The organism is Halolactibacillus alkaliphilus (assembly GCF_900115465.1).
In the GTDB taxonomy this organism is placed as follows: Bacteria; Bacillota; Bacilli; order Bacillales; family Amphibacillaceae; genus Halolactibacillus; species Halolactibacillus alkaliphilus.
Genome location: NZ_FOWN01000038.1, coordinates 1 through 23,707 on the forward strand (window position 1 = coordinate 1; position 23,707 = coordinate 23,707).

Annotated in this window: 20 protein-coding genes and 2 pseudogenes; 1 reads left to right on the top strand and 21 read right to left on the bottom strand. The window is 38.4% G+C overall.

All coding sequences use genetic code 11. From position 1 onward, the window contains the following. Positions 1-154 precede the first annotated feature (154 nt). From recA to tnpA, 21 genes and pseudogenes are all read right to left on the bottom strand, one after another. Positions 155-1,213: a recombinase RecA gene (recA, locus tag BM163_RS12130; protein WP_089803454.1), complete on the bottom strand. Its 1,059-nt coding sequence runs from the start codon at positions 1,211-1,213 to the stop codon at positions 155-157. A 160-nt stretch (positions 1,214-1,373) separates the two neighbouring features. Continuing rightward, positions 1,374-2,630 carry a competence/damage-inducible protein A gene (locus BM163_RS12135; RefSeq protein ID WP_089803455.1) on the bottom strand — a complete coding sequence of 419 codons (1,257 nt, stop codon included), beginning with the start codon at positions 2,628-2,630 and terminating at the stop codon, positions 1,374-1,376. After that, a complete protein-coding gene (gene pgsA, locus BM163_RS12140; protein ID WP_089803456.1) occupies positions 2,631-3,215 on the bottom strand; it encodes a CDP-diacylglycerol--glycerol-3-phosphate 3-phosphatidyltransferase in 585 nt (194 codons plus the stop codon). A 68-nt stretch (positions 3,216-3,283) separates the two neighbouring features. After that, positions 3,284-4,195 carry a helix-turn-helix domain-containing protein gene (locus tag BM163_RS12145; RefSeq protein WP_170243735.1) on the bottom strand — a complete coding sequence of 304 codons (912 nt, stop codon included), beginning with the start codon at positions 4,193-4,195 and terminating at the stop codon, positions 3,284-3,286. 113 nt (positions 4,196-4,308) lie between these two features. Continuing rightward, positions 4,309-5,034 (bottom strand): elongation factor P 5-aminopentanone reductase, encoded by a 726-nt coding sequence (gene ymfI, locus BM163_RS12150; RefSeq protein WP_089803458.1) that lies wholly within the window; start codon positions 5,032-5,034, stop codon positions 4,309-4,311. Next, positions 5,027-6,319 carry an EF-P 5-aminopentanol modification-associated protein YfmH gene (gene yfmH, locus BM163_RS12155; RefSeq protein WP_089803459.1) on the bottom strand — a complete coding sequence of 431 codons (1,293 nt, stop codon included), beginning with the start codon at positions 6,317-6,319 and terminating at the stop codon, positions 5,027-5,029. Before yfmH ends, ymfI begins: the two co-directional genes overlap by 8 nt. 3 nt (positions 6,320-6,322) lie before the next feature. Next, the gene (yfmF, locus tag BM163_RS12160; protein ID WP_089803460.1) at positions 6,323-7,591 is read right to left on the bottom strand and encodes an EF-P 5-aminopentanol modification-associated protein YfmF; all 1,269 of its coding nucleotides are present in this window, start codon (positions 7,589-7,591) and stop codon (positions 6,323-6,325) included. A gap of 165 nt (positions 7,592-7,756) precedes the next feature. Then, the gene (locus BM163_RS12165) at positions 7,757-8,716 is read right to left on the bottom strand and encodes an ABC transporter permease (RefSeq protein WP_089803461.1); all 960 of its coding nucleotides are present in this window, start codon (positions 8,714-8,716) and stop codon (positions 7,757-7,759) included. 1 nt (position 8,717) lies between these two features. Then, the gene (locus tag BM163_RS12170) at positions 8,718-9,764 is read right to left on the bottom strand and encodes an ABC transporter permease (RefSeq protein WP_089803462.1); all 1,047 of its coding nucleotides are present in this window, start codon (positions 9,762-9,764) and stop codon (positions 8,718-8,720) included. After that, a complete protein-coding gene (locus tag BM163_RS12175) occupies positions 9,761-11,287 on the bottom strand; it encodes an ABC transporter ATP-binding protein (protein ID WP_089803474.1) in 1,527 nt (508 codons plus the stop codon). The genes BM163_RS12170 and BM163_RS12175 overlap by 4 nt, the downstream gene beginning before the upstream one ends. 146 nt (positions 11,288-11,433) lie before the next feature. Further along, the gene (locus BM163_RS12180; protein ID WP_089803463.1) at positions 11,434-12,573 is read right to left on the bottom strand and encodes a BMP family lipoprotein; all 1,140 of its coding nucleotides are present in this window, start codon (positions 12,571-12,573) and stop codon (positions 11,434-11,436) included. Between the two features lie 80 nt (positions 12,574-12,653). Beyond that, on the bottom strand, positions 12,654-13,382 hold the full coding sequence (locus BM163_RS12185) for a GntR family transcriptional regulator (protein ID WP_089803464.1): 729 nt from the start codon (positions 13,380-13,382) through the stop codon (positions 12,654-12,656). 122 nt (positions 13,383-13,504) lie between these two features. After that, on the bottom strand, positions 13,505-15,832 hold the full coding sequence (locus tag BM163_RS12190) for an FtsK/SpoIIIE family DNA translocase (RefSeq protein ID WP_089803465.1): 2,328 nt from the start codon (positions 15,830-15,832) through the stop codon (positions 13,505-13,507). 95 nt (positions 15,833-15,927) lie between these two features. Next, positions 15,928-17,160, bottom strand: a complete 1,233-nt coding sequence (dapG, locus tag BM163_RS12195) for an aspartate kinase (RefSeq protein WP_089803466.1) — start codon at positions 17,158-17,160, stop codon at positions 15,928-15,930. Between the two features lie 15 nt (positions 17,161-17,175). Then, the gene (locus tag BM163_RS12200) at positions 17,176-18,219 is read right to left on the bottom strand and encodes an aspartate-semialdehyde dehydrogenase (protein WP_089803467.1); all 1,044 of its coding nucleotides are present in this window, start codon (positions 18,217-18,219) and stop codon (positions 17,176-17,178) included. Positions 18,220-18,327: 108 nt separating this feature from the next. Continuing rightward, positions 18,328-18,906 carry a dipicolinate synthase subunit B gene (locus BM163_RS12205; protein ID WP_089803468.1) on the bottom strand — a complete coding sequence of 193 codons (579 nt, stop codon included), beginning with the start codon at positions 18,904-18,906 and terminating at the stop codon, positions 18,328-18,330. A gap of 4 nt (positions 18,907-18,910) precedes the next feature. Continuing rightward, entirely contained in the window at positions 18,911-19,783 is an 873-nt protein-coding gene (gene dpsA / locus BM163_RS12210) for a dipicolinate synthase subunit DpsA (RefSeq protein ID WP_089803469.1), read from the bottom strand. 64 nt (positions 19,784-19,847) lie between these two features. Next, on the bottom strand, positions 19,848-20,081 hold the full coding sequence (locus BM163_RS12215) for a YlmC/YmxH family sporulation protein (RefSeq protein WP_089803470.1): 234 nt from the start codon (positions 20,079-20,081) through the stop codon (positions 19,848-19,850). Positions 20,082-20,699: 618 nt separating this feature from the next. After that, positions 20,700-21,280 (bottom strand): annotated as a pseudogene (locus BM163_RS12220) (RNA-guided endonuclease TnpB family protein); the annotation flags it as partial. A gap of 142 nt (positions 21,281-21,422) precedes the next feature. Continuing rightward, a complete protein-coding gene (locus tag BM163_RS12225; RefSeq protein WP_143088230.1) occupies positions 21,423-21,647 on the bottom strand; it encodes a hypothetical protein in 225 nt (74 codons plus the stop codon). Continuing rightward, positions 21,619-22,015: pseudogene (tnpA, locus tag BM163_RS12230) on the bottom strand (IS200/IS605 family transposase). Before tnpA ends, BM163_RS12225 begins: the two are co-directional and overlap by 29 nt. 828 nt (positions 22,016-22,843) lie before the next feature. Here tnpA and BM163_RS12240 point away from each other — a divergent pair. Beyond that, positions 22,844-23,362, top strand: a complete 519-nt coding sequence (locus BM163_RS12240; RefSeq protein WP_089803473.1) for a hypothetical protein — start codon at positions 22,844-22,846, stop codon at positions 23,360-23,362. The last annotated feature ends 345 nt before the right edge of the window (positions 23,363-23,707 follow it).

Consider the following 23,707-nt stretch of genomic DNA (forward strand, 5'->3'; position numbering starts at 1 on the left):
TCTAAGAATTCTCTATCAACCCTAATTTCAAAAAATAAACGAATTTATATTTGTTAGGCGCATATATTATCCCCAAAATTGCGTAAGAACCAATTATACCTTGACTTAAATATCTTATAAAATGCGAAAAAAAAAGAGGGGGATGTCCCTCTTTTTATTCATCTTCTGGTAATAAGTCGTCCATTTCTTGATTCGCTTCTACAGGCGCCTCACTAGGAGCCGTCCCATCGAAATTATAATGCGCACGAACCGCTTGATATATTTCATCTTTAACTTCTCGATTTTCCTTCAAGAATTGTTTTGAATTTTCACGCCCTTGACCGAGTCGTTCACCCTTATAACTATACCATGCACCACTTTTTTGAACGATGTCTAGGTCTGAAGCAATGTCTAACATTTCACCTTCTCGTGATATACCTTCGCCGTACATAATATCTACTTCCGCTTGTTTAAATGGCGGTGCTACTTTGTTTTTTACAACCTTTACTCGCGTGCGGTTACCAACCATGTCATTACCTTGTTTAATTGTTTCTGCCCTACGTACTTCTAAACGGATCGAAGAATAGAATTTTAACGCACGACCACCAGGTGTCGTCTCAGGATTACCAAACATAATACCAATCTTTTCACGAATCTGGTTAATAAAGATAGCTGTTGTTTTTGACTTGTTGATTGCACCGGATAGTTTACGTAATGCTTGTGACATAAGGCGAGCTTGTAAACCAACATGTGAATCACCCATCTCACCTTCAATTTCCGCTTTAGGTACAAGCGCAGCCACTGAGTCAATAACAACAATATCAACAGCGCCACTTCGCACCAATGCTTCAGCGATTTCTAATGCTTGTTCTCCTGTGTCTGGTTGTGAAAGTAATAACTCATCTGTATTAACACCGAGAGCTTTAGCGTAAACCGGATCAAGCGCATGCTCTGCATCGATAAATGCAGCCGTTCCACCTTGTCTTTGCGCTTCAGCAATCGCATGTAAGGAGACCGTTGTTTTACCTGAAGATTCTGGTCCGTATATTTCAATAATCCGTCCTCTTGGATAACCACCAACACCTAAAGCGATATCAATAGCGAGCGAACCACTTGAAACCGTTGGGATTTTTTGTTCTGCTCGCTCACCTAGTTTCATTATTGACCCTTTACCAAATTGCTTTTCTATTGATTTAAGCGCCATATCCAACGCTTTTTTACGATCATCACTCATATATATTTCCTCCTTCATACTTATCATGAAATTTTTATCACTCTTTTTATATCATAACGTTTTTTTGAAAAATAAACAAGCAAAAAACGAATAAACGTTCTGTCTGTTTACCTAATAAAAAGTGGGAGAAAATAGCTCATCCCACTTTTTTTTACTTGTTTCACGTATTATTTGACTGCAAGAAAATATGCAACCATTCCAACGCTTTTTTAACCGCACGCGCACGTATCAGTTCACGATGGTTAACAAATTCAAACTTCTCTAATCGGTAGTGTTCATCACTTTGATACAAGCAGATGTACACAGTGCCAGGTGCGTGACCTTCTAAGTGATCGGGCCCGGCTACACCAGTAAAACTAACACTGACATCTGTATTAAGTAAATGTTTCACTTGTCGTGCCATCTCAAGAGCCGTTTGCTCACTCACCGCTCCATGTTGCATGATTGTCTCTTTTTTTACACCGAGCGCCTCAATTTTAACGTTATTACTATAACTAACCACGCCACCTTTAAACACATGACTAGCTCCAGGCACAGAGATCATCGCATCACTAAATTTACCACCTGTTAAACTTTCAGCGGCACTCAGTGTTAGTTCTTGGTCTTTCAAACCTTGTACAACAATCTCAGCAATTGTCTCTTGGTTGTAGCCATAGATATACTGACCGACACGTAAATAAAGGGCATCCTCGATTTGCTTATTTAATTGTTGCGCTTTATGAGCGGTCTTTGCTTTGGCCGTTATTCGCAACGCCACCTCACCATCACTTGCTAGCGGAGCGATTGTTGGATTCGTCTGTGCATCAATTAAATCTTTTACTTCCATTTCTAATTGTGATTCCCCAATACCGATAAAGCGTATCATTTTAGAGAGAATCACATCTTCTAAGTCAAAAGTCTCGCGTAAATACGGAAGAACCGTATCTTCCATCATTTTTTTCATTTCATTAGGCACACCAGGCATAATAATAAATGTCGTCTGTTGATGGCGTACGATCATCCCCGGTGCCGTACCAGCCTCATTGGGAATAAGTGTCGCACCTTCAATGACATTGGCTTGTTTCATATTATTTAAAGACATTCCCCGTCCACGTTTTTTAAAAAACACTTCGAGTTGTTCAACAACATGGGCGTCTTGATACAATGTTTTTCCTGTAAAATCGCTCAAAACATCTCGTGTAAGGTCATCATCTGTTGGGCCGAGTCCTCCAGTGACAAATACAAGATTTGACCGATTAGCAGCAAGTGAGAAAGTATCGAAAAGACGTTTTTCGTTATCACCAACGACTTGGTGGTAATATACACTGATTCCCTGATTAGCTAACACCTCTGAAATCCACTGTGCATTTGTATTCGCGATTTGTCCAAGTAACAGTTCTGTTCCAACGCCAATAATCTCTGCTTTAAGCTGCGCCATCTATTTAGACTCCTTCATTACATGCCAATTTTTAATGAAATAATCCAGACCAGAGATGACTGTTAAGATTAAGGCAATGTATAAGAGAATCGTTCCGACTGAGAAACCTAGATCAAGATAGGAGAATGGAAAATCGTGTAGTAACAAAAACGAAATGGAAACAAGTTGGAAAGTCGTTTTCCATTTGCCCATTTGGCCCGCAGCCAATACAATACCTTCTCCTGCAGCAACAAGACGTAAGCCCGTAACGGCAAATTCACGTGATAATATAATAATGACTAGCCATGCGGGTGCCATACCAAGCTCTACTAGTAAAACAAAAGCAGCAGAAACTAACAATTTATCAGCCATCGGGTCAAGAAATTTTCCTAAATTAGTCACTAAGTTATATTTACGCGCATAGTAACCATCTACCCAATCAGTACCTGAAGCAATAATAAATATTAAGGCACTAACGAGATGGACCATGGGTATAGAATTAGAGCCAATAGAGACACTTCCCCAATCCAGAGGTAGCGTCAAAAGCAAAATGAATACAGGGATAAGGAGAATACGTGAAATAGTAATACGATTAGGTATGTTCATAAATAAACCTCTTTCTATAATAGACTGACCCTTCTTAGAAGTAAGCTACTTTTAAGAAGGGTCGTGATTTACTGTGCGTCATTTGGATCAGCTTCGTTCAAATAAATCCATACTCTTTGAACGGTACTCATATTCATATCTTCTGAGAAAGTCAAAGCTTCACCATTGATTTCAATCGAAATAACACCAGGTTCACCGAACCTTAAATAAACAAATTCATAATCTGTGATATCAATCTCAACTGGTCCGTTGCTCGTCGTAAGCATAGCTTCATACAATGATTGGCCAGCATCATCTTCAATCTGTAACCAGTTCTGATTAGTCGTATCAACTGTTAGTATCGTTGTTTCTTCATTTGATACAAAACGATAACGAGATTCTGCATTCTCATAGCTCGTTAAATCTAGTGAGGGTTCTTGTTGATCAGACGCATCATCCTCGTCTACGCTATCACTCGGCACGTCTTCAGAATCATTGTCTTCATCTGTAGGCGTGTCAGGTGCTGTTTCATCCTCTGGTGGAATAGTTACAGGATCTGCGACAGACGATGGGTTTTCTTCTGCAATATCTTCACTTATTGGGGCTTCATTTGTTAAGACAAACTCATAAATAATAAAACCAATCAAGAAGATAAATAGTAAAACAAAGATGGTAGGTAACAACATTTGAAAAGGTGATTTTTCTGAAGGTGTTGCTTTTGTTCTCGATCGCTTTAACCTCGTAAAATCACGTGTATCATCGTTTACTGTTGCGGGCAATTCTGCTTGATGCTCTGCTATTAGGGCTTCAACATCTAATCCAACAGCTTGGGCATACTCTCTAATAAAGGCGCGCACGTAAAAGTCGCCTGGAATAAGAGAAAAATCGTTTCTTTCAATTGCTTTAATATGTCGCGCTTGTATTTTTGTTTGATTTTGTATATCATCAATCGTTAAGCCTTTTTCAAGGCGCCGTTCTTTTAATCGTTCACCAATCAGCATATTTAACACCATCCATTTAGTAAAATCCGTACATCTAACATACTACCTTCTATAATAAAGGATTTCTGACAAATATGAAAGAGAAGAAAGTGAATTTAGGACATTTACACGTATTATATGTGCCAACCGCCACTGACACGCATGACCTCTCCTGTCACATAACTTGACTCATCAGCTAATAAGAAGCGCACAAGGTGGCTAACGTCCCTTACTTCACCTAAGCGTCCTAATGGAATATCTTCCAACAGCCCTAACCTTTCATCGTTGGAGAGTTGTTGGTTCATCGTTGTATCAATAAAACCGGGTGTCACTGCATTGACGCGCACACGACTAGGTCCTACTTCCTTAGCTAAAGCTTTCACAAAGGCGATTTGTGCGCCTTTAACTGTTGAATAAGCGACCTCATAGCTCGCACCACACTCACCCCATATCGAAGATATAACAACAATTTCTCCGTGTCTTTTTTTAATCATAGCTGGTAGGAAGTGCTGAGTGATCCGCCATAAAGATTCTACATGAACCGATAATAACGCCGTCATATCTTGTGAAGTTAAATCTGTCAATAGGCCATAACTCGCTTGGCCTTGAGCAAACACAATCGCGTCAGGCGTGAATGTTATCTGTTTAATAAACGAGGCAATACCAGTTGGCGTTGATAAATCACCCTGAACGACCTCAAAGACTGATTCTTTTGGTAATGAAGCGAGCTGATGTGTTAATCGTTCAATACCTTTGTGATAATGCAGAGAAAAACTGTAGTCTTTTTCACTAAGGTCTTTAACAATTTGTTGGCCAATAGCCCCGCTGGCTCCAATAATTAACACATGTTTTTTACTCATCACTGGTCGCTTTTTTTATAAAGAATGAAGCAACATTATCAGATTTAATCCATTGGTGCATAAAGGACTCTACATCTTCTTTTGTAATAGCCTCAAGCGTCGGTAATAATGTAAAATAATCGATCCCTAACATGTGATATTGGCTTACTGAATTAGCAATATTCGACGTACTATTCATCTCTCTCATGAGACCACCAATCATTTTACGCTTCATTCTCTTAAATTCAATGTCACTAAAGCTATACGTTCTAAATGTATCTAATTGTCTCAACACAACATTTTTAAACATCTCTACATCTGTTGAATTGGCGCCAATTAAAGAAAAAGCAAAGGATAGCTGACGTTCGGTTTCAAACCCTAAGCTACCATCTATTAAATCTAAATCATATAGTTCTTGATAGTAAGCACCTGATTTCGAATAGAAATAATCAAGAATCATTTCACTGATTAATTCTTCTTTAATAAATTGCGTTGGATTACTTGTCGGTGTTTCTTTTATACCAATCATACATTTTTCCGTGACAACAGGCATTTTAAGTTCGTGATGTACTAAATCTACATGAGTAGGTTCTATAAGTATATCACGCTTAATGTCCTCTGCCGGTTCAAACGACTTATTCGCTTGGTTTTCACGAATGACAGCCAGCATCTCTTCTGCGTCAAAAGCACCCACCAAACAAAACGTCATGTTGGACGGATGGTAAAACGTGTGATAACAAGTATAAAGGTCTTCTTCTGTAATGTGTTGAATGGACTCAACCGTACCGGCAATATCAATTTTTACAGGGTGATTTTGATACATAGCTTCAATAATCCCAAAGAATGCACGCCAGTCCGCTTGATCATCATACATTTGGATTTCTTGTGAAATAATCCCCTTCTCTTTTTCAACAGAAGCTTTCGAAAAATATGGATCCTGAACAAAATCAAGCAAAATTTCAGTGTTTTTCTTTATATTTGATGTAGCAGAAAATAAGTAAGCTGTTTTAGTAAATGAGGTGAAAGCATTGGCGGAAGAACCTAGAGCTGTAAATTCTTGAAAGACATCATGGTCTTCTTTTTCAAATAACTTATGTTCTAAAAAGTGCGCAATACCATCAGGGACTTTGATCATATCTTTTTCACCTAACGGAACAAATTGATTATCAATCGACCCGTAATTGGTTGTGAAAACCCCATACGTTTGCTCAAGTTCCGGTTTTGGCACGAGCATGACCTCTAAACCATTGGATAAGGTTTCACGGTATATTGTTTCATTAATTTGTTTATGAATCGTTTTCTCCATAACTTAAGCCTCCTCATTCTGCGTTAAGAAATAGGTTGTATCTAATTCCATGCGATTGGCCACACGAATGATCGCATCTTTCGTAACGTTTTCTATACTCGCTACAAAATCCGATATTTGACGTGTACCACCCAATTGCTGGTTGTATAACATTTCAATCATGCCATAGGCTTCATCAAGGTTTTCTTTGTATTGATTAATGATTAATGACTGTGCTTCCTTGATCTGTTCATCAGAGAAGTCACCCTTTTTCATCGCTTCTAACTGTTCTAGAATAATCGTTTTTGCTTTATTGAAGTCCGCCGGGGCAATACCACTAAAAACAAACAATAAGCCTTTATGGCTTTCAAATCGAGAAGCCGCATAATATGCTAGGCTATTTTTTTCTCTGACGTTAATAAATAATTTAGAACTCGGAAACCCACCAAAGATGGCATTAAATACATGCAGGGCGGGATAATCACTATCTTGATAACGCGTATGTGTTCTAAAACCAAAATGTAACTTACCTTGTTGAATAGGTTCTTTTTCAATAATCTCTTTAGGTGATGTAACCTGTTTATCTTCTGCTGAAATAACAGGCATCGGTTGATTCGCCGAACGCTTAATCACCTTATCAAATAATTGCTCAAAATCAAGACCTGTTAAATCACCAATAACATAAATATCCATTGGTTCATCACGTATCACCGTTTGATAATAGGTATAAAGAGATTCTGGTGTAATAGCATCAAAATCAGCTGGATAACCATGGACGTGAGTTTGATAAGGTTCGCCTTCACACATCTCTTCAATGAGACGCATATTGGCCAATTGCATTTTGTTGTCTTTGATACTGTCAATCTTTTGTCCGAGTGCTAATTTTTCTCGCGCAACTATTTTAGGGTCAAAACCATCCCCAACCACTTTTGGTTTAAAGAGTGTCTCACTAAAAAATGTGATTGCCTCTTCTAGAATAGGTTCATTGGAGGATAAGTACAATGGATTAACGACCGACATGCGTGCAGTAAGAATGTGCATCTCCCCTTTTTTACTTCCATCCATAGAAAAGGTCGAGCCATATAAATCATCGAGCGCTTGTCTAAATAAATTAGCATTTGCATAAGCCTTTGTCGCTTGTTGCATAACAAATGGGAGAAGCGCTCGCTTTGTTACATCTTGCCGATTTAATGGTGCAATAAACTTAGCCACGAAGTGTAGCGTTTTAAATTTATTTGAATGAATCATATGTAACCTATATCCTTGTTTCTCAATTAATTGTTCTTCTATCATAATAAAAACCTCCTTCGTTTACTTCAAGCATAACCAATAAACACAGTCTTAATCATTTTACCGTAAATTTTCTTGATAAACAATCATCAGCTCTAATCGCAACCTAAAAAGACTACGAATACCCTCCATGAGTACTCGTAGTCTATGATAAACACAACGATAATATTAACGGCTACCTTTAATATATGGATCACCATTCGCTTTAGGTGCATCCGCACGACCGATAAGACCAGCTAAGGCTAACACTGTTAATACATATGGCGCAATGGTCAAGTAAAATCCTGGTACGTTCGCAAGGAATTCGAAGTTTGCACCAACGACACTTAAACTTTGGGCAAATCCAAAGAAGAAGGCCGCACCAAGTGCACCAAGAGGATGCCACTTACCAAAGATAACGGCAGCTAGGGCCATAAACCCTTGACCTGAAATAGTCGACCCAGCAAAACTTAGTGAAATAGTTAGCGCATAAGTAGCACCACCTAGACCCGCTAAAACACCAGAAAGTATAACAGCGATATAACGCATTCTTGTTACATTAATTCCGTTTGTATCAGCAGCCATTGGGTGCTCACCAACTGCACGCAAGCGTAATCCAAAAGCTGTCTTATAAAGTACATACCAACCAAGTACAGCTACGATAATAGCAATGTACGTTGTATAATAAGCACCACTAAAGAACATATCACCAATGACTGGAATATCTGAGAGAATTGGTACAGAGCGTGTGTAAAAAGGTTGTGTGATTGAATCTGTTTGACCACGACCAAAAATTTCACGAGTTAGAAACACCCCTAGTCCAACAGCCAACATATTAATCGCAACACCACTTACTACTTGATTCGCTCTAAATGATACAGCAGCCACTGCATGCATAAGAGAGAAAATCCCCGCTGCCACAGCACCAACTAAAAGTGATAGCCAAGGTGTGAAAGCACCAAAGATATCTGCTGTGAAGATGTTAAAGACAATACCACTAAAAGCACCAATAACCATTAAACCTTCTAAGCCAATATTAACGACACCTGATCGTTCACTGAACACACCACCAAGAGCGGTAAAAATGAGTGGAGCAGAGTAGAACAATACCATTGGCATCATAGCAATAAATTGATCAATGAATTGCATATTAATTCTCCTCCTTCTTGAATCGCATGATGAGAAGTCGAATCATGTAACTTGCGGCAACAAAGAAAATAATCATCGCAATAACGATTTCGACTAATTCAGATGGTACCCCTGATAGCGGCGGCATACTAAGCGCACCAACTTTTAAGGCACCAAACAAGAAGGCAGCAAGCACAACACCTGGCGCTGTATTAGCACCAAGTAAAGCAACAGCAATACCATCAAATCCAAGGTTCGTAAACGCGCCATGCGTATACATGTAACCAAATGTTCCAATACCTTCCATAGCCCCACCAATACCCGCTAAAGCGCCTGAGATGACCATAGCTAAAACAATGTTACGTTTTACGCTCATACCTGAGTATTTTGCTGCGTGTGGATTAAAGCCAACAGCGCGTAATTCATAACCGTACGTTGTTTTCTCCAGGAAGAACCAAACGAATACAGCAAATATAATCGAAACAATAAAGCCCCAGTGAATTTGTGAGTAACCAAACATTTCTTGGAGACCAGGTGTTGCAAGAGACGCAGAATTAGCAATACGACCAGACTGTGATCCTCCATCGGATAACAATGTCCGAATCAGATAATTCGTCGTATGAAGCGCAATATAGTTCATCATTATGGTTACAACAACCTCATGCACCCCGCGTGTAGCTTTTAAAATACCCGGTACAAATGCCCATACTGCTCCAGCAAAAGCCGCGGCTAAAATAGCGAAAGGAATGTGAATAATTGCTGGCAAGTCAAATGTTACTCCAACCCAGACAGCTGCAAACCAACCAACAAAAACCTGTCCTTCAGCACCGATATTAAATAGGCCACTACGGAAGGCAAAAGCAATAGCCAAGCCTGATAACACAAGTGGAATCGAACGACGAATCGTTTCACCTATGTTGTACATACTACCAAAGGCGCCCTGGAATAAAGCTGAGTAACCTTCAATCGGGTTATAACCAAAGGCAAGCATAACGATAGCACCAACTAAAAAACCTAAAAATACAGAGAAAATCGGAATAATTATATTTAATTTTTTATTGTCCATCATTTGTTGTCACCCGCTTTCTGACGTGCTTTTTCTTTCGAACTACCGGCCATCAGTAAGCCAAGCTCTTGTTCATTTGTTTCTTCAGGTTTCACTTCAGCAACAATTTGACCATCAAACATAACCGCAATACGGTCACTTACGTTCATTACTTCATCTAGTTCAAATGAAATCAGTAAAACAGCGCGACCTTTATCTCGCTCTTCAATTAAGCGACGATGAATCGTTTCAATCGCACCAACGTCAAGACCACGCGTTGGTTGTGCGGCAATTAATAAGTCAGGTGAACGATCAACTTCCCGCGCAATAATAGCCTTTTGCTGGTTACCACCTGAGAGAGCACGTGCTTTTGTACGAGGACTAGGCGTCCTAACATCAAAGTCTTCAATAAGCTTTTCTGCGTGTTTATAAATTGATTTAAATGATAAAATTTTATTTTTTGAAAACGGTTTTTGATAATACGTTTGTAAAACAATGTTTTCCGCAATGGGGTAGTCTAAAACAAGACCAAATTTATGACGGTCTTGTGGGATATGTGCTACCCCAGATTCGGTCACTTTACGTGGTGAGAGATTCGTTATCGTTTTGCTATTGAGTTTAATCTCACCAGCTTCAGATTTTCTTAGACCTGTTATAGCCTCGATTAATTCTGATTGACCGTTTCCATCAATACCGGCAATCCCAACGATTTCTCCTGCCCGAACATCTAAATTCAGTCCTTTAACCATCATCGCTTGACGAGAATCTTTTACTTGGAGGTTATTAATAGTTAAAATAGGGTCTTTTGGATTAGCCGGTGTTTTTTCCGTTTTAAAATTGACTTGTCGACCAACCATTAAAGCTGCTAGGTCGTCAACATTGGTATCTTTTACATTAACCGTGTCAATACCTTCACCTTTTCTAATCACAGTGACGCGGTCACACACTTCCATAATCTCTTTTAATTTATGGGTTATAAGGATAATAGAGATCCCTTCTTTAGTTAAGTTACGCATAATACTAATCAATTCTAAGATTTCTTGCGGTGTTAATACAGCTGTCGGTTCATCAAGAATAATCACTTCTGCCCCACGGTAAAGTGTTTTCAAAATTTCTGCACGTTGCTGCATACCCACTGAAATATCACGCACTTTTGCACTTGGATCAACACTTAATCCATAACGGTCAGATAACTCTTTAATTTCTTTTTCGGCTTTTTTTATATCAACAAAGCCACCACCCTTTGTCGGTTCACTACCTAAAATGATGTTTTGAGCAACAGTAAATGGTTCCACAAGCATAAAGTGTTGGTGAACCATACCAATACCTAAACGATTCGCAACGTTCGGATCCGTAATTTTAACCTTCTCACCTCTAACGCGAATCTCTCCTTTTTCTGGTTGATACAGGCCAAACAACACATTCATCAACGTTGATTTACCTGCGCCATTTTCACCCAGCAACGCATGAATTTCACCATTTTTTACTTGTAAATTGATATTATTATTCGCAACGATCCCTGGAAACTCTTTACGAATATTCAACATTTCAATAACATAATTTTCCAAAGTGTTCACTCCTTATCTAAAGGCTGTTTAGTAAAATCTCTAAATGAAAAGGGGAGAGTTACTATCTTTTCATTTAAAGATTTTTAGTTTGGTTACCCCTATTAAGGGGCAACCAAACATTAAAATTAAAGTCCTTCTACGAATGCCTCTAACTCATCATCAGTTTGTGGGGCTACCACTTCACCGCTTAAGAGTTTTTCTTGCCATTCTGCCACAGCTGCTTTGATCTCTTCTGTATAAGCATCTGTGTTTGTTTCAGCGATACCAATCGCTTCATCTTCAATACCTAAAATAAGGTGTTCCCCACCTGGGAAATTACCAGCCATTGCAAGTGCAGCAACTTCTTGAACTGCAACGTCTACACGTTTAACCATAGACGTAAGTGTGACGTTCATGTCACCTTGTTGACCTTGCTCGTATTGGTCACGGTCAACACCGATTACCCATACGCCAGCATCCGGATTATTTTCTACACGGTTTCTAGCTTCAGTGAATACACCTAGACCTGTAGCACCTGATGCATGGTAGATCACGTCTGCGCCTGAAGAATACATGTTGTTCGCAATTGAACGACCTAGACCTTCATCAGCAAATGATTCAGCATATTGAATCTGAACATTAATATCAGGATTAACTGATTTCGCACCAGCAACAAAACCTACTTCAAAACGTTTAATTAATGGGCTTGTTACCCCACCAACGAAACCAATGTTTTGAGATTCTGATTTAAGTGCAGCTGCTACACCAACTAAGAATGAGCCTTGCTCTTCAGCAAATGTTACACTCGCAATGTTATCGCCTTCAACAACTTCATCAATGATTGAGAAGTGGCCTTCTGGGTTTTGAGCAGCAACTTGCTCAACAGCATTTGCTAATTGGTAACCAACACCGAAGATTAATTGGTAACCTTGGTTAACTAAGTTATTAAAGTTCGGTAAAAAGTCTGCCGCGTTATCTGATTGTGCATAATCAAAACCAGTACCACGCTCCAAACCATTATCCAAACCAAACGCTTCGATACCTTCCCAAGCTGATTGGTTAAATGAACGGTCATCTACACCGCCCTCATCTGTTACCATCGCTAGAGAGAAATCGCTCGCTGCGCCTTCTTCATCTGTTGCTTCATCACCTGAAGCATCATCGTTTTGTTCAGTGTCTTGATCTGCTTGATCGTCAGCTGTCTCATCATCTGTTGAGCCGCAAGCACCAAGTACTAAAACAGCTGCTAACAAGATAGACAAGATCAAAAATAGTTTGTTCTTCATTTTGTTACCCCCATTTTCTGGTTTGATTTTGACCTCTTTTGTTTTAGTTGTTACTAGAGTGAAGGTTTTAGAAAGGCAACTTAATCCGTGCGTTTTCTCACAACATGGAATTGAAAAGCATCGCTTTTAAAATAGTTTGCTGAATAAAGAATAGGCTCATGGTCTTTCGTGTAGTGCATTTGTCTGAGTAAGAGCAACGCTTGATCAGGTCGGCAATTGAGAATAGCTGAGATTCTTTCATGAAAACCAATTGGTTCAATGAACGTCTCCGCGTAATGTATGCGCTTACCTGTACGGTTTTCAATAAGCTTGAATATTGAATCTTCCGAGTGGATTAACCCAATCGGAACTAAATCGTGATCAATCTTATCGATGCAATACACGACAGGTTCGCCATCCGCCGTTCTCACTCGTTCGACACGCGCTAATGCTTGGACGTCCAACGAGTTGAACTGAGCTAAATCGCTAGCTGAAGGCTTAACGACCTCAGCAGCGACAAATTGTGTTCCCGGTGTCTTTCCTGCACGTTTAATCATCTCAGATACACTACCTAGTTCTTCAATACCTGAAGAATAGATGGGCTTAGGATTAACGAAAACGCCATTTCCCAATCGCCGTGTGACCATGTTCTCATCAACTAACTGTTCTATAACCGCATCCATTATTGTTCGTGACACACGATAATTTGTTGCTAATTCATACAGAGGATGTAACCTTTCATTGGGCGGATAGAGACCTTTTTCAATATCTTCTCGCACTTTTGAAAGCGTTTCATTATATTCCTTACTGTCTAAATAATCTTTCGACATGTTTCATCCCCCAGTAAAATTAAAACAAAATGATCGGTCATTTACAATATACCACTTTAAGTGATATAAATAAACACAAAAATTCGAAAAAGCTATCTTTTGTACAAATCTAAATTGTCGAATTAGTCTGACAACTCATCGACAAGCACACTTCTAGGTTTTGATCCTTCATGCGGTCCAACAATGCCGTTCTCCTCCATGATATCTATCAAGCGCGCAGCTCTATTATAACCTATTCTAAATCTACGTTGTAACATCGATACGCTAGCTGTTTGCATTTCAATGACCAATTGAACTGCCTCTGGATAAAGAGCATCGTCACTCTCACTTGGGGACTCATCGATCTCTCCAGGAATCATGTCTTCTTGGTAATGAGCTTTTTGTTGATCAATACAGTATTCCACGACCGCTTCGACTTCTTCATCTGACAAAAATGCCCCCTGAATACGCGTCGGTTTTGAGGCTCCAACAGGCATAAATAACATATCCCCTCTACCGAGTAGTTTTTCTGCTCCGCCACTATCAAGAATTGTACGTGAATCTGTTTGCGATGATACACTAAACGCAATGCGTGACGGGATATTCGCTTTAATTACCCCAGTAATAACATCAACACTTGGTCTTTGTGTCGCAATGATCAGATGAATCCCTGCAGCACGTGCCATTTGAGCTAAGCGCGTAATAGCATCTTCTACTTCGCTAGAAGCTACCATCATCAAATCAGCTAATTCATCTACAAGAACAACGATATACGGTAACAAGGGTTGCTCATCTTCTTCGAGTTCAACCGCTTGATTATGTTTTTTCACATAATTATTATAGCCTTCGATATTCCTATTACCTGTATCAGAAAACAAATCATATCTGCGCTCCATTTCACTGACGACTTTCTTTAAAGCTTGCGCTGCTTTTTTCGGGTCTGTGACAACTGGCGCTAATAAGTGAGGAATACCGTTATAAACATTAAGTTCAACTTTTTTAGGATCAATCATCATCAGCTTTACTTGATGTGGTTTAGCGCGCATCAAAATACTAATAATAATACCATTAATACAAACACTTTTTCCACTTCCAGTTGCACCTGCTACAAGAAGGTGAGGCATTTTATTTAATTCATGTACAACGGCTTCACCTGAGATATCACGTCCTAAAATAAATGACAACACAGCGTCATCAGGCAATTGTTTTGCTTCTAGCACTTCACGCATTGTAACCATTGCTACTTCATTATTAGGTACTTCAATTCCTACAGCTGATTTACCTGGTATAGGGGCTTCTATTCGAATATCTTTTGCCGCTAAAGCGAGAGCTAAGTCATCATGCAAATTAACAATTTTACTTACCTTTACTCCCGCTTCTGGATATACTTCATACTTTGTTACCGCTGGACCAACGTGCACTCGGGTGACTTTGGCTTTTACGCCGAAACTTTCAAAAGTCGTTTCTAACTTTCTTACGACTTCTTGTATCTTCCCTTTTTCTTGAGGCTTTTTCTTAGCTAATGGTGCTTGCAACAAGTTGATTGAGGGTAGAACATAAGACATATTTTCTTTCTCTGTCATTGGCTCAACGTGAATAACGTCAGCATGATCAACACCTGGTTGCGTGGGGGCTTTTTCTGCAGCGGTATCTTCATTGTTTGCATTAAGTTCATTGAACGCAAATGCACCTTGCGCTAAATCCGTCTCATCATGATAATGCACATCAGTAAAATCTTCAATAACCGGTGACACATCTGTATTAGCTTCTTTTTTCGCACGCTTAGATCGATTCTTTTCTTGCGTAGAAACTTTTTTATCTCTTTTATTAATATCATGTGCATTTTTTCTTCTCATTAAAAAGCCCCACGATTGCTTCACACTGCGGCCAATACTTTCAAAAAAAGTTTTTAATGAAAAATCGAAAATGAATACAAGTGAGATTAACAATAAAAAGACGGCTAAAAATATTGAACCCATCACCGAAAGCAAGCGATACGTTGCGCTCAATAAAACAGCACCAAGCATGCCACCACCTAATGCTTCACTTGTCGTTAAGCCTTGTCTAAAGGCGTTGAATTGACCAAATGAGTGGCCGATAATTGAAATATCTTCAAAAAGAATCGCTTCACTATAGAGCATGCCATGTGTTAATAACATAAGCGCACATAAAAACACAAAGCCGCCTAAAAACCTTCGTGAAAAGATATCAGGAAATGTTTGTTTAATCATCATAAATAGTCCCAAACCGAGTAACGTTAACGGAATAAGACTATACCAAAAACCAAAGAAAAACCTAAAAGTCGTTACTAACAACAGTGGAACAAGTCCTTCGCTTAACGACCAAGCACCACTACCGAATACGGCTAATAAAACCAGGCTTAAGCCATACAACTCATACTTAAAAGCTTCTGACATTGGTTTTTGCGTTGATTTTGATTTTCGCTTTGATTTAGTTCTTTTCTTGGCCATATTCAGCCCTCCAATCTGGTCTATTATAGCATATTTTTCATGTGTAATGAGGACAGTTAAAAATTCAAAGAAAAAAGCGAATCAGCAGATTCGCTTTAATTATCAAGCCATGACTTCTCTGTTAACTCAAATGCTTCATGTAGAGCATTGACGGCTTGATTTACTTCCTCTTCCTTTACTAATACCCAAATTGTCGTGTGACTATCAGCAGATTGCAAAATGGTAATATTCTGCTCTTTTAAGCTACGGACAATGCGTGCTGTCACACCAGGTACACCAGTCATACCAGCACCAACCACACTAACTTTTGCACAATGAGCCGTCTTAGTCGGTTGATAGCCTAACTTTTCAATAATATCAAGCGCCTTCTCACCCAGTATATCTGGCACTGTAAATCTCAGTCCCCCAGGAAACATATTAATAAAATCAACTGAGATACCCGCATCAGCCAAGGTACCAAAGACGTCCGCATGAAGCGTGGTCATATCAGCCTCTGTTTCAATTTTTATCTGAGCAATACCAGCAATATGGGCGATTCCAGTAATTAACCGATCATTAATGTCTCGCCCAAGGTTTTGATTAATCGAACCAGTCACTAACGTTCCAACATCTGATGAGGCTGTTGAACGAACACGAAGCGGCACCTTGGCTTGCATCGCTATTTCAACCGCCCTCGGATGAACAACCTTTGCACCTTGATAGGCTAAGTTAACGATCTCGCTGTATGTCACAACGTCCAGAGTACGCGCGCCAGGAACAATGCGCGGATCAGCAGTTTTAATACCATCGACATCGGTAAATATATCAACATACTCCGCATTTAAACTGGCGCCGAGTGCAGCTGCCGATGTATCACTGCCGCCACGACCAAGAGTTGTTATGTCACCTGTTTTCGTTTGACCTTGAAAACCAGTCACGACAACCACATCTACTTCTGTTAACTCTTCTTTTAATCGCGTTGTATCCATTTCTATAATCTTCGCTTGCGTAAAGTCATCTGTCGTTAAGAAGCCTGCTTGAACACCTGTAAGTGCGGTTGAAAGAATACCAGATTTCTTTAATTGATTAGAAAATACAACGGCAGAGAGTACTTCACCACATGATAAGAGCAAATCATATTCTCGATTAGAAATCGCATGATTCGGATAATCTACCAGCGCTAGCAACGCATCTGTCGCATATGCGTCCGGTAATCGTCCCATCGCTGACACGACAACAACGACTTTATAACCATCACCAAGCGCTAACTGAATATGTTTGATTGCTTGGCTTCTTGAAATTTCATCTCTAACGGATGTTCCACCGAATTTTTGCACAACTACTTTCATATGCCACCTCTTTATTTATAACCAGTTATTTTTTACGAGTGATTCTGCAATTTGCACAGAGTTCCACGCCGCTCCTTTTAATAGGTTATCAGAAACAATCCACATATGGTAGCCATTTTCTTGATTTAAGTCTTTTCTGATTCTTCCAACAAATACATCAGGCAGTCCAGCTGCTTGGAGTGGTGTTGGATAGAGTTGTTCATCTGGATTATCTTGAAGAGTTACCCCTGCACTTGAAGCAAGCAGCGCTTTAACTTCTTCTACTGAAGGTGTGTCACCTAATTCTACATACACACTTTCTGCATGGGAGGTAAAAACAGGTAATCGCACGCATGTTGCCGCCACCTGGATTGAATCATCATGCATAATTTTTTTCGTTTCATTAATCATTTTCATTTCTTCAAACGTAAAACCGTTATCAGTAAAAACATCAATTTGAGGTAATGCATTAAAAGCAATCGGATAGTGTTTATCTTCACCTTTTACTGGAAGCAACTCCGCTTTCATCTCTTTACCTTCTAAAAAATCTTGTGCTTGTGTTTTTAGCTCTTCAATCGCTTCCGCACCCGAACCTGATACTGCTTGATATGTTGAGACAATGATCCGCTTTAAACCGTATTTGGCTTTTAAAGGTTGTAAAGCCGCTACCATTTGAATAGTCGAACAGTTAGGATTAGCAATAATACCTTGATGCTCTTTTATATCTTCTTCATTTACTTCCGGAACAACGAGAGGAACACCTTCAGCCATTCTAAAGGCACTCGTATTATCAACGACAACAGCGCCGCGTTTTACAGCTTCAGGTGCAAACTTTTGGGACACCCCACCACCTGCAGAAAATAAAGCAATATCAATGCCTTCAAATGATTCAGGTGTTGCTTCTTCAACAGTAAATGATTGATTATTATACATAACTGTCTTACCTGCTGAACGTTTTGACGACAATAATTTCAGTTCGTTCATTGGAAATTGACGTTTTTCTAATGTTTCTAACATTTTTCTACCAACAGCACCTGTTGCGCCAACAACTGCTACGTTGTAAGTTTTTTTAATTGACATAATACATACTCTCTCCCTTGCAAGCTAATTCAATTTTAAAATCTATTTTAACATAAACCCATATATGAATATATAGATTTTTGATATTTGCGAAAATTATATTATTTCTCATCCTTGGTGGAGTACAGGCTGTAATTGTTGCTTTTCAAAAGCTTTTTCTAACGTATCGGCAATGAGTGAGAATTCACTCATTAGTGAATGTGGTTTATCTGTTGGATTATCTTGCTTAAAAGGCACAAAATAGATATTTTTTGTCTTTAGGAGTTGCATAATGTTTACCCCATTTTGACCAAGTCCATCATTCGTTGAAATAGCAAGTACAACAGGCTTATTATTTCTTAACGTTGACTTTGCAGCAAATAATACGGGTGTATCACTTATCCCCTGACTAAACTTACTAATAGACGTACCGGTCATAGGCGCAATAACCATCGCATCTAATGGTGTTTTTGGCCCTAAACTTTCTGCCTCAATCATCGACGTAATAGGTTTATATTGGGCGCACCTTTCAATCTCCGATAAAAAGTGCGCACTCGATCCAAAACGTGTATCGACCGTTTGCAGGTTATGTGAAACGATAGGAATAACCGTGTAACCACTCGCTTTTAATTCTTGGATTATCGGTATGACCTGATCAATCGTACAAAAAGATCCCGTCAAGCCAATACCTATACGTTGTCCTCCCACATACTCACCCCTCTTCTATCTTTATATGACTCATCTCATCAATTATAGCTTTAGCAATAATATCACCTGCTGTTTTTGGTGCAACTTTTCCTGGAATCCCAAGTGCATGAATAAAATGTAACCCGTTCTTCTTAGCAAACTCGAAATCGACACCACCTGGCATAGAGGCTAAGTCGATAATTAGTTGATGGCGATTCATAAGCCCTAATTCATCCTTTGTTAGTATCACTTTCGGGATGGTATTAATAAAGAGATCAGTTGTATTAATATATGCTGTTAAGTCATTTAAGTGAAAGCCCTTATACCCCAAACTATTTGCCTTAGCAATGGCTTCTGGTTTTCTTACACCTACATATACTTCTGCTCCTAAACTGGCAAATCGATTGGCCACAATCTCACCGACACGTCCAAAACCTAATAAAACGACGCGTGATTGATATAACATTTGTTTCATGTGTTTAATTGCCAACATAATGGTTCCTTCTGCTGTTGGCACAGCATTGTAAATCGCCACATCATCCCGTTTAAAGATTTCAATTAATTTCGCGTTTGATTGACGCGTGGTATCATGTAATAGTTTAGACGCTACCCCAGTAAAGATCTGTGCCCCTTTCTTTAAGCGCAGAAAATAACTTTCATCCAAGTATATCCTTTCGTTACTATAACTTGCAGCTACCTCATAATCTTGTGAAAGTCCCGCTATTGGCAGTATTAAAGCATCCAATTCTTCAAATGGTACACATTGAAGAAGGAAATTTTGTTCCTTATATATGACGTCATAACCAACTAAGTACACTTTTGCATATTTTTTTAATTGCTCTATACATGTGAGGTAGCGTTGATCTCCACCTAGTACAGCAATTTTTAACTGCGTCATCTTCTCACCTCCAAAATTATTTCTATGATAACTTTAGTATACGTCGTTTTTATTAACCGGTGCATCAATTATTATCAATTAAAATAATATCTTGACCGATGACACGAATTTGTTTCCATTCCAAGCGCAAACTTGGATGCTCTTTTCTTATCCCTAAAATCGAGTATTTTGGAATAATCAGTGATTGGATTTTTCCTGACGTTACGTCAAATGTAACGTCTAGTTCTTGAATATATCCCAACCTTTTCCCCTTGCTTGCCTCAATAAATTCTTTCCCTTTTAGTGATTCAAACCGCATCTGAGCATCTCCTTCATATGTGTAATTATTAGACAGTATGAACGGCGTCTATTTTCTATGCGGCCAACTGCGTTTCTTCAATATATAAGAAATAGTAAATCATTCAAATAAGGTATGATTCACCTGTATAATAGGTGTGACATTGTCAGAAATCGCTGATTTCTTGGATAAAATGTATGGACAGCACTATTCAAAAAACCTCACCTAACTTTACTAAGAAGGTTGGATTTGATATCGGAACTTATAAATCTAACACTTTAAACAAACCTTATGTCTGCGTAAATTCGGAATCTACTCATATGCTACTTTATCGTATAAATGCTGCGAAAGAAGGAGTAAACTTTACAATTACATCTATTGAATCCGCTACGGTATGAGAAGAGCTGATTCAAGGTCTGAAAGATGCAGGTTATTATTCCTTTCCAATAGACTCACAAGCATGACACATGCAATTCATCGTATCTATCCATACACCAAATAAGTCTTTTGAGACTCCCACACCTAAAGGCGTAAACTCTAAACCTTGCGGTTTACGAATGGAATTCTTGAGTGATGAGAGAGAAGTCTGTTTCCAGTATCTCAATATAACCCCAAGCTAAGGGTATCTCATTACCCCTCCTAAGACAGTGCATATCGAATATTCATAGCACCGACTAAATCTCTATGTTTTTTGAAACCACACTTGCATTTATATTTACGTTCTTGTGCCTTATTCTTTTCGGAACAGTTAGGACACGTTTGGCTTGTATAAGCAGGGTTCGCATATTCTACCTTAGTACTAACTAAATTTGCTTTATACTCGATAAATTGCGCTAGACGATAAAATGACCATGTGTGTAGATTCTTTCCGTTTTTATGACTTGTTCTTGTCGTCTGTCTAATGTTAAATAATTTCTCTAAGCGAATGACAGAAATTATATTTTATTTTGCAAAATTAACAATTGCACGACTCACTTTATGGTCTTGGTCTCTCGTCCAACGTTGTTCTTTATCATTCAGTTTGAGAATAGCATTTACTTTCTTTTTCTGCCTAATTCTTTTCGAATTGAACGACACTTACGCTTCATAAACTTATTTTAATTACCATTACCAAAGAAACGCGTTTTGTCATCATCTGTTACTGCGGGTACTTTTAATCCTAAGTCCACACCCATAATCTTTGTTCCTGTTTTTTCTTTAGTAGGAATGGCAACAGAAATGTTGTTTTCTTTTCTTCTACCATTTCAGATACTAATGCGTTGGTCGTAGTGACGTATTCTTTAGCCATATCAGTTAAAATATCATCTTGTTCTTTTGATGGGAGAAGTTTTATTTTTATCGTTATTGTTTACGACATATGACTCACCTCCTTTTCAACTTACGTTCAATAATTGAGATTTCTTGTTCAATTTTCCACATTTCTTTTACTAATAGTGATTTTGGAGTTCTTTGTTGAATCAACTTAATCCCAAACAACAAGTAGTCTTGCCTTTCAAGAAGCATATTTTCTAAATCTAATTTACCTTTTTCTTTTAAGTCAGCAAAACGCAAGGTGTTTTCATCCCCTTGTTTTTTGTTGCGCTGCATAACGCTTAATGGTTCCGCTTGATACATTCCCTGCGGTAGATACAAAGTAGGAACGTGTCCAAAGACTAGGTAAGTGTTTCAGATGTGAAAATTCCTCTCTTAATATTTTCGAAGTATAGCCTTTGATTTTCGCCATAATGTCAGAAGGACTTAATTTTGGTAGTGCATTAAGAAACATATATGTATGGTCTTTATCACACTCAAGAGCGGCAATGTTTATTTCCAATTCTTCACATACTTCTCGTACCAATTCTTTGAAACGTTCCTCTACGTCTGACCGAATAGAAATCTTTCTTCTATAACGAGGACAAAAAAACATGATAATTCATTAATGAAACAGTTGTTTTAGTTCTTATGTATTTACTCATATGATTGTTGTATCAGTTTATAAATCAAACTGATACAAATTTACAAAAAAAGAAAGCGATTATCTTCAAATACTTGAAGCACCTCGAATCTTCGGTTTATAAGGGGTACTCCGTATTTGACCTCACTTTGGCTTTCATGTTCGGAAATTCTGTAATAAAAGCTTTTGAAACGAAGTGGCACTAGCCATATAAAAAATTCGTTGATAACTTTTTTCAAAACAAACAGCTTCTGTTCTTTCTGTAATGTATTCACCGCACCCTTTTCTCAACCCATTTGATTAAGAGCTTCAACGATCGAATCAAACGGTTTACGAAGAGAAAAGATTAATTTCCAAAAAAGGACTCTCTCGAACACATCCTCGTTTCAATCTTCTTAAATTATAATCAAAAATTCACACAGCGCTGTTACCGTGGTTTTAATAACGTTAATATAGGAATTATGAAGTTCTTTAAAGAACATTTAAGGAAACAACATAATGATGGTTCACCATCGTTGATTGCTTAACGTGTGTCAATCTAAAGACTAATGGAGGGATAGGTGAAGTATATCTTAATACACTATCATCTGCTTACAGGATAGTATAACGACATAATAATTTCTAAGTTCTCAATAGGTCTCACTCATTGAATCACTAAAAAATAGTCCCGTAATCAAGGACAAGCAGTTATGCCATGGCTGAGTGTTTATCTATTTCAAACTTACGCATTAACTCTGGAACTACGATGGAGAAGTTTACACAAAATCCTTACCACTACATATTGTTGTTGCTATATTATTATTTAAATAATACAATTATATGTAAAATAAAGAATAGGAGAGATTAGACTATGGACACTAAAACATTTAGAGAATTTTCTCACAATCGTATTTTGCAAGCGACAATTAAGATTAATAATAAAATTTATCCAAGTGCACCTGTAAAACTTCCTCCATTTTGTTTCTTAGATTTTAATAACAAAGGCATTGAAATAACTGAGGTTGAGCCATTATTGAATAAAAAGAAAAAAAGCCCCGTAGATTTTATTACATACTCTACGATTCAAAAAGTCGAAATTGGTCCTATTAAGAAAACTACAGTAGTTGTTTTTGCTCCAGGTGTTAGAATTAATTTAGACTTGAAAATATTTTTAAATGATGGCACCTACCTACATTTCGAATGCGAAGAAATGAGTATGGTTGTTGATCTCTCTTCTCTTCTTATTACTCATAATATTGAGTTAGTCGATATTTTTGAGTTAGCTGATATTTTTGAAAACGCCAATTCTAACCGAGAAGCATACGACTATTTATATGGTCATTTGGATGAACTTGCAGAAAAGAAAGATATTAATTTATTTAGATCATAGTCAATTACCCACCACTTAAACGCTAATGCGTTTTGAAGTGGGGGCTTGTAAAAGCCCTAATTGTCTAGCCTAAGTCTTTCGAGGACTACGTTAGAAAAGTGAATACGACTTTGTATGATTCCCTAGTACATTTTGTCGTTCAGGCGCTGTAACAACTCTGAGAGGTAGGAGTGGTCAACCTGTTGCACGAAGCTTTTCTAACATTGGCGAAGGGAAACTAACTCTAAAAGGAGGGCGAATCTTGAGAGTATTCGTCAAATCAATGCGGGGGTCCAATTTGGACCCTTGTAAAAACCAAAAAGCAAGAAAATTACTCAAAGAAAAGAAAGCAAAAATTATAAGTTA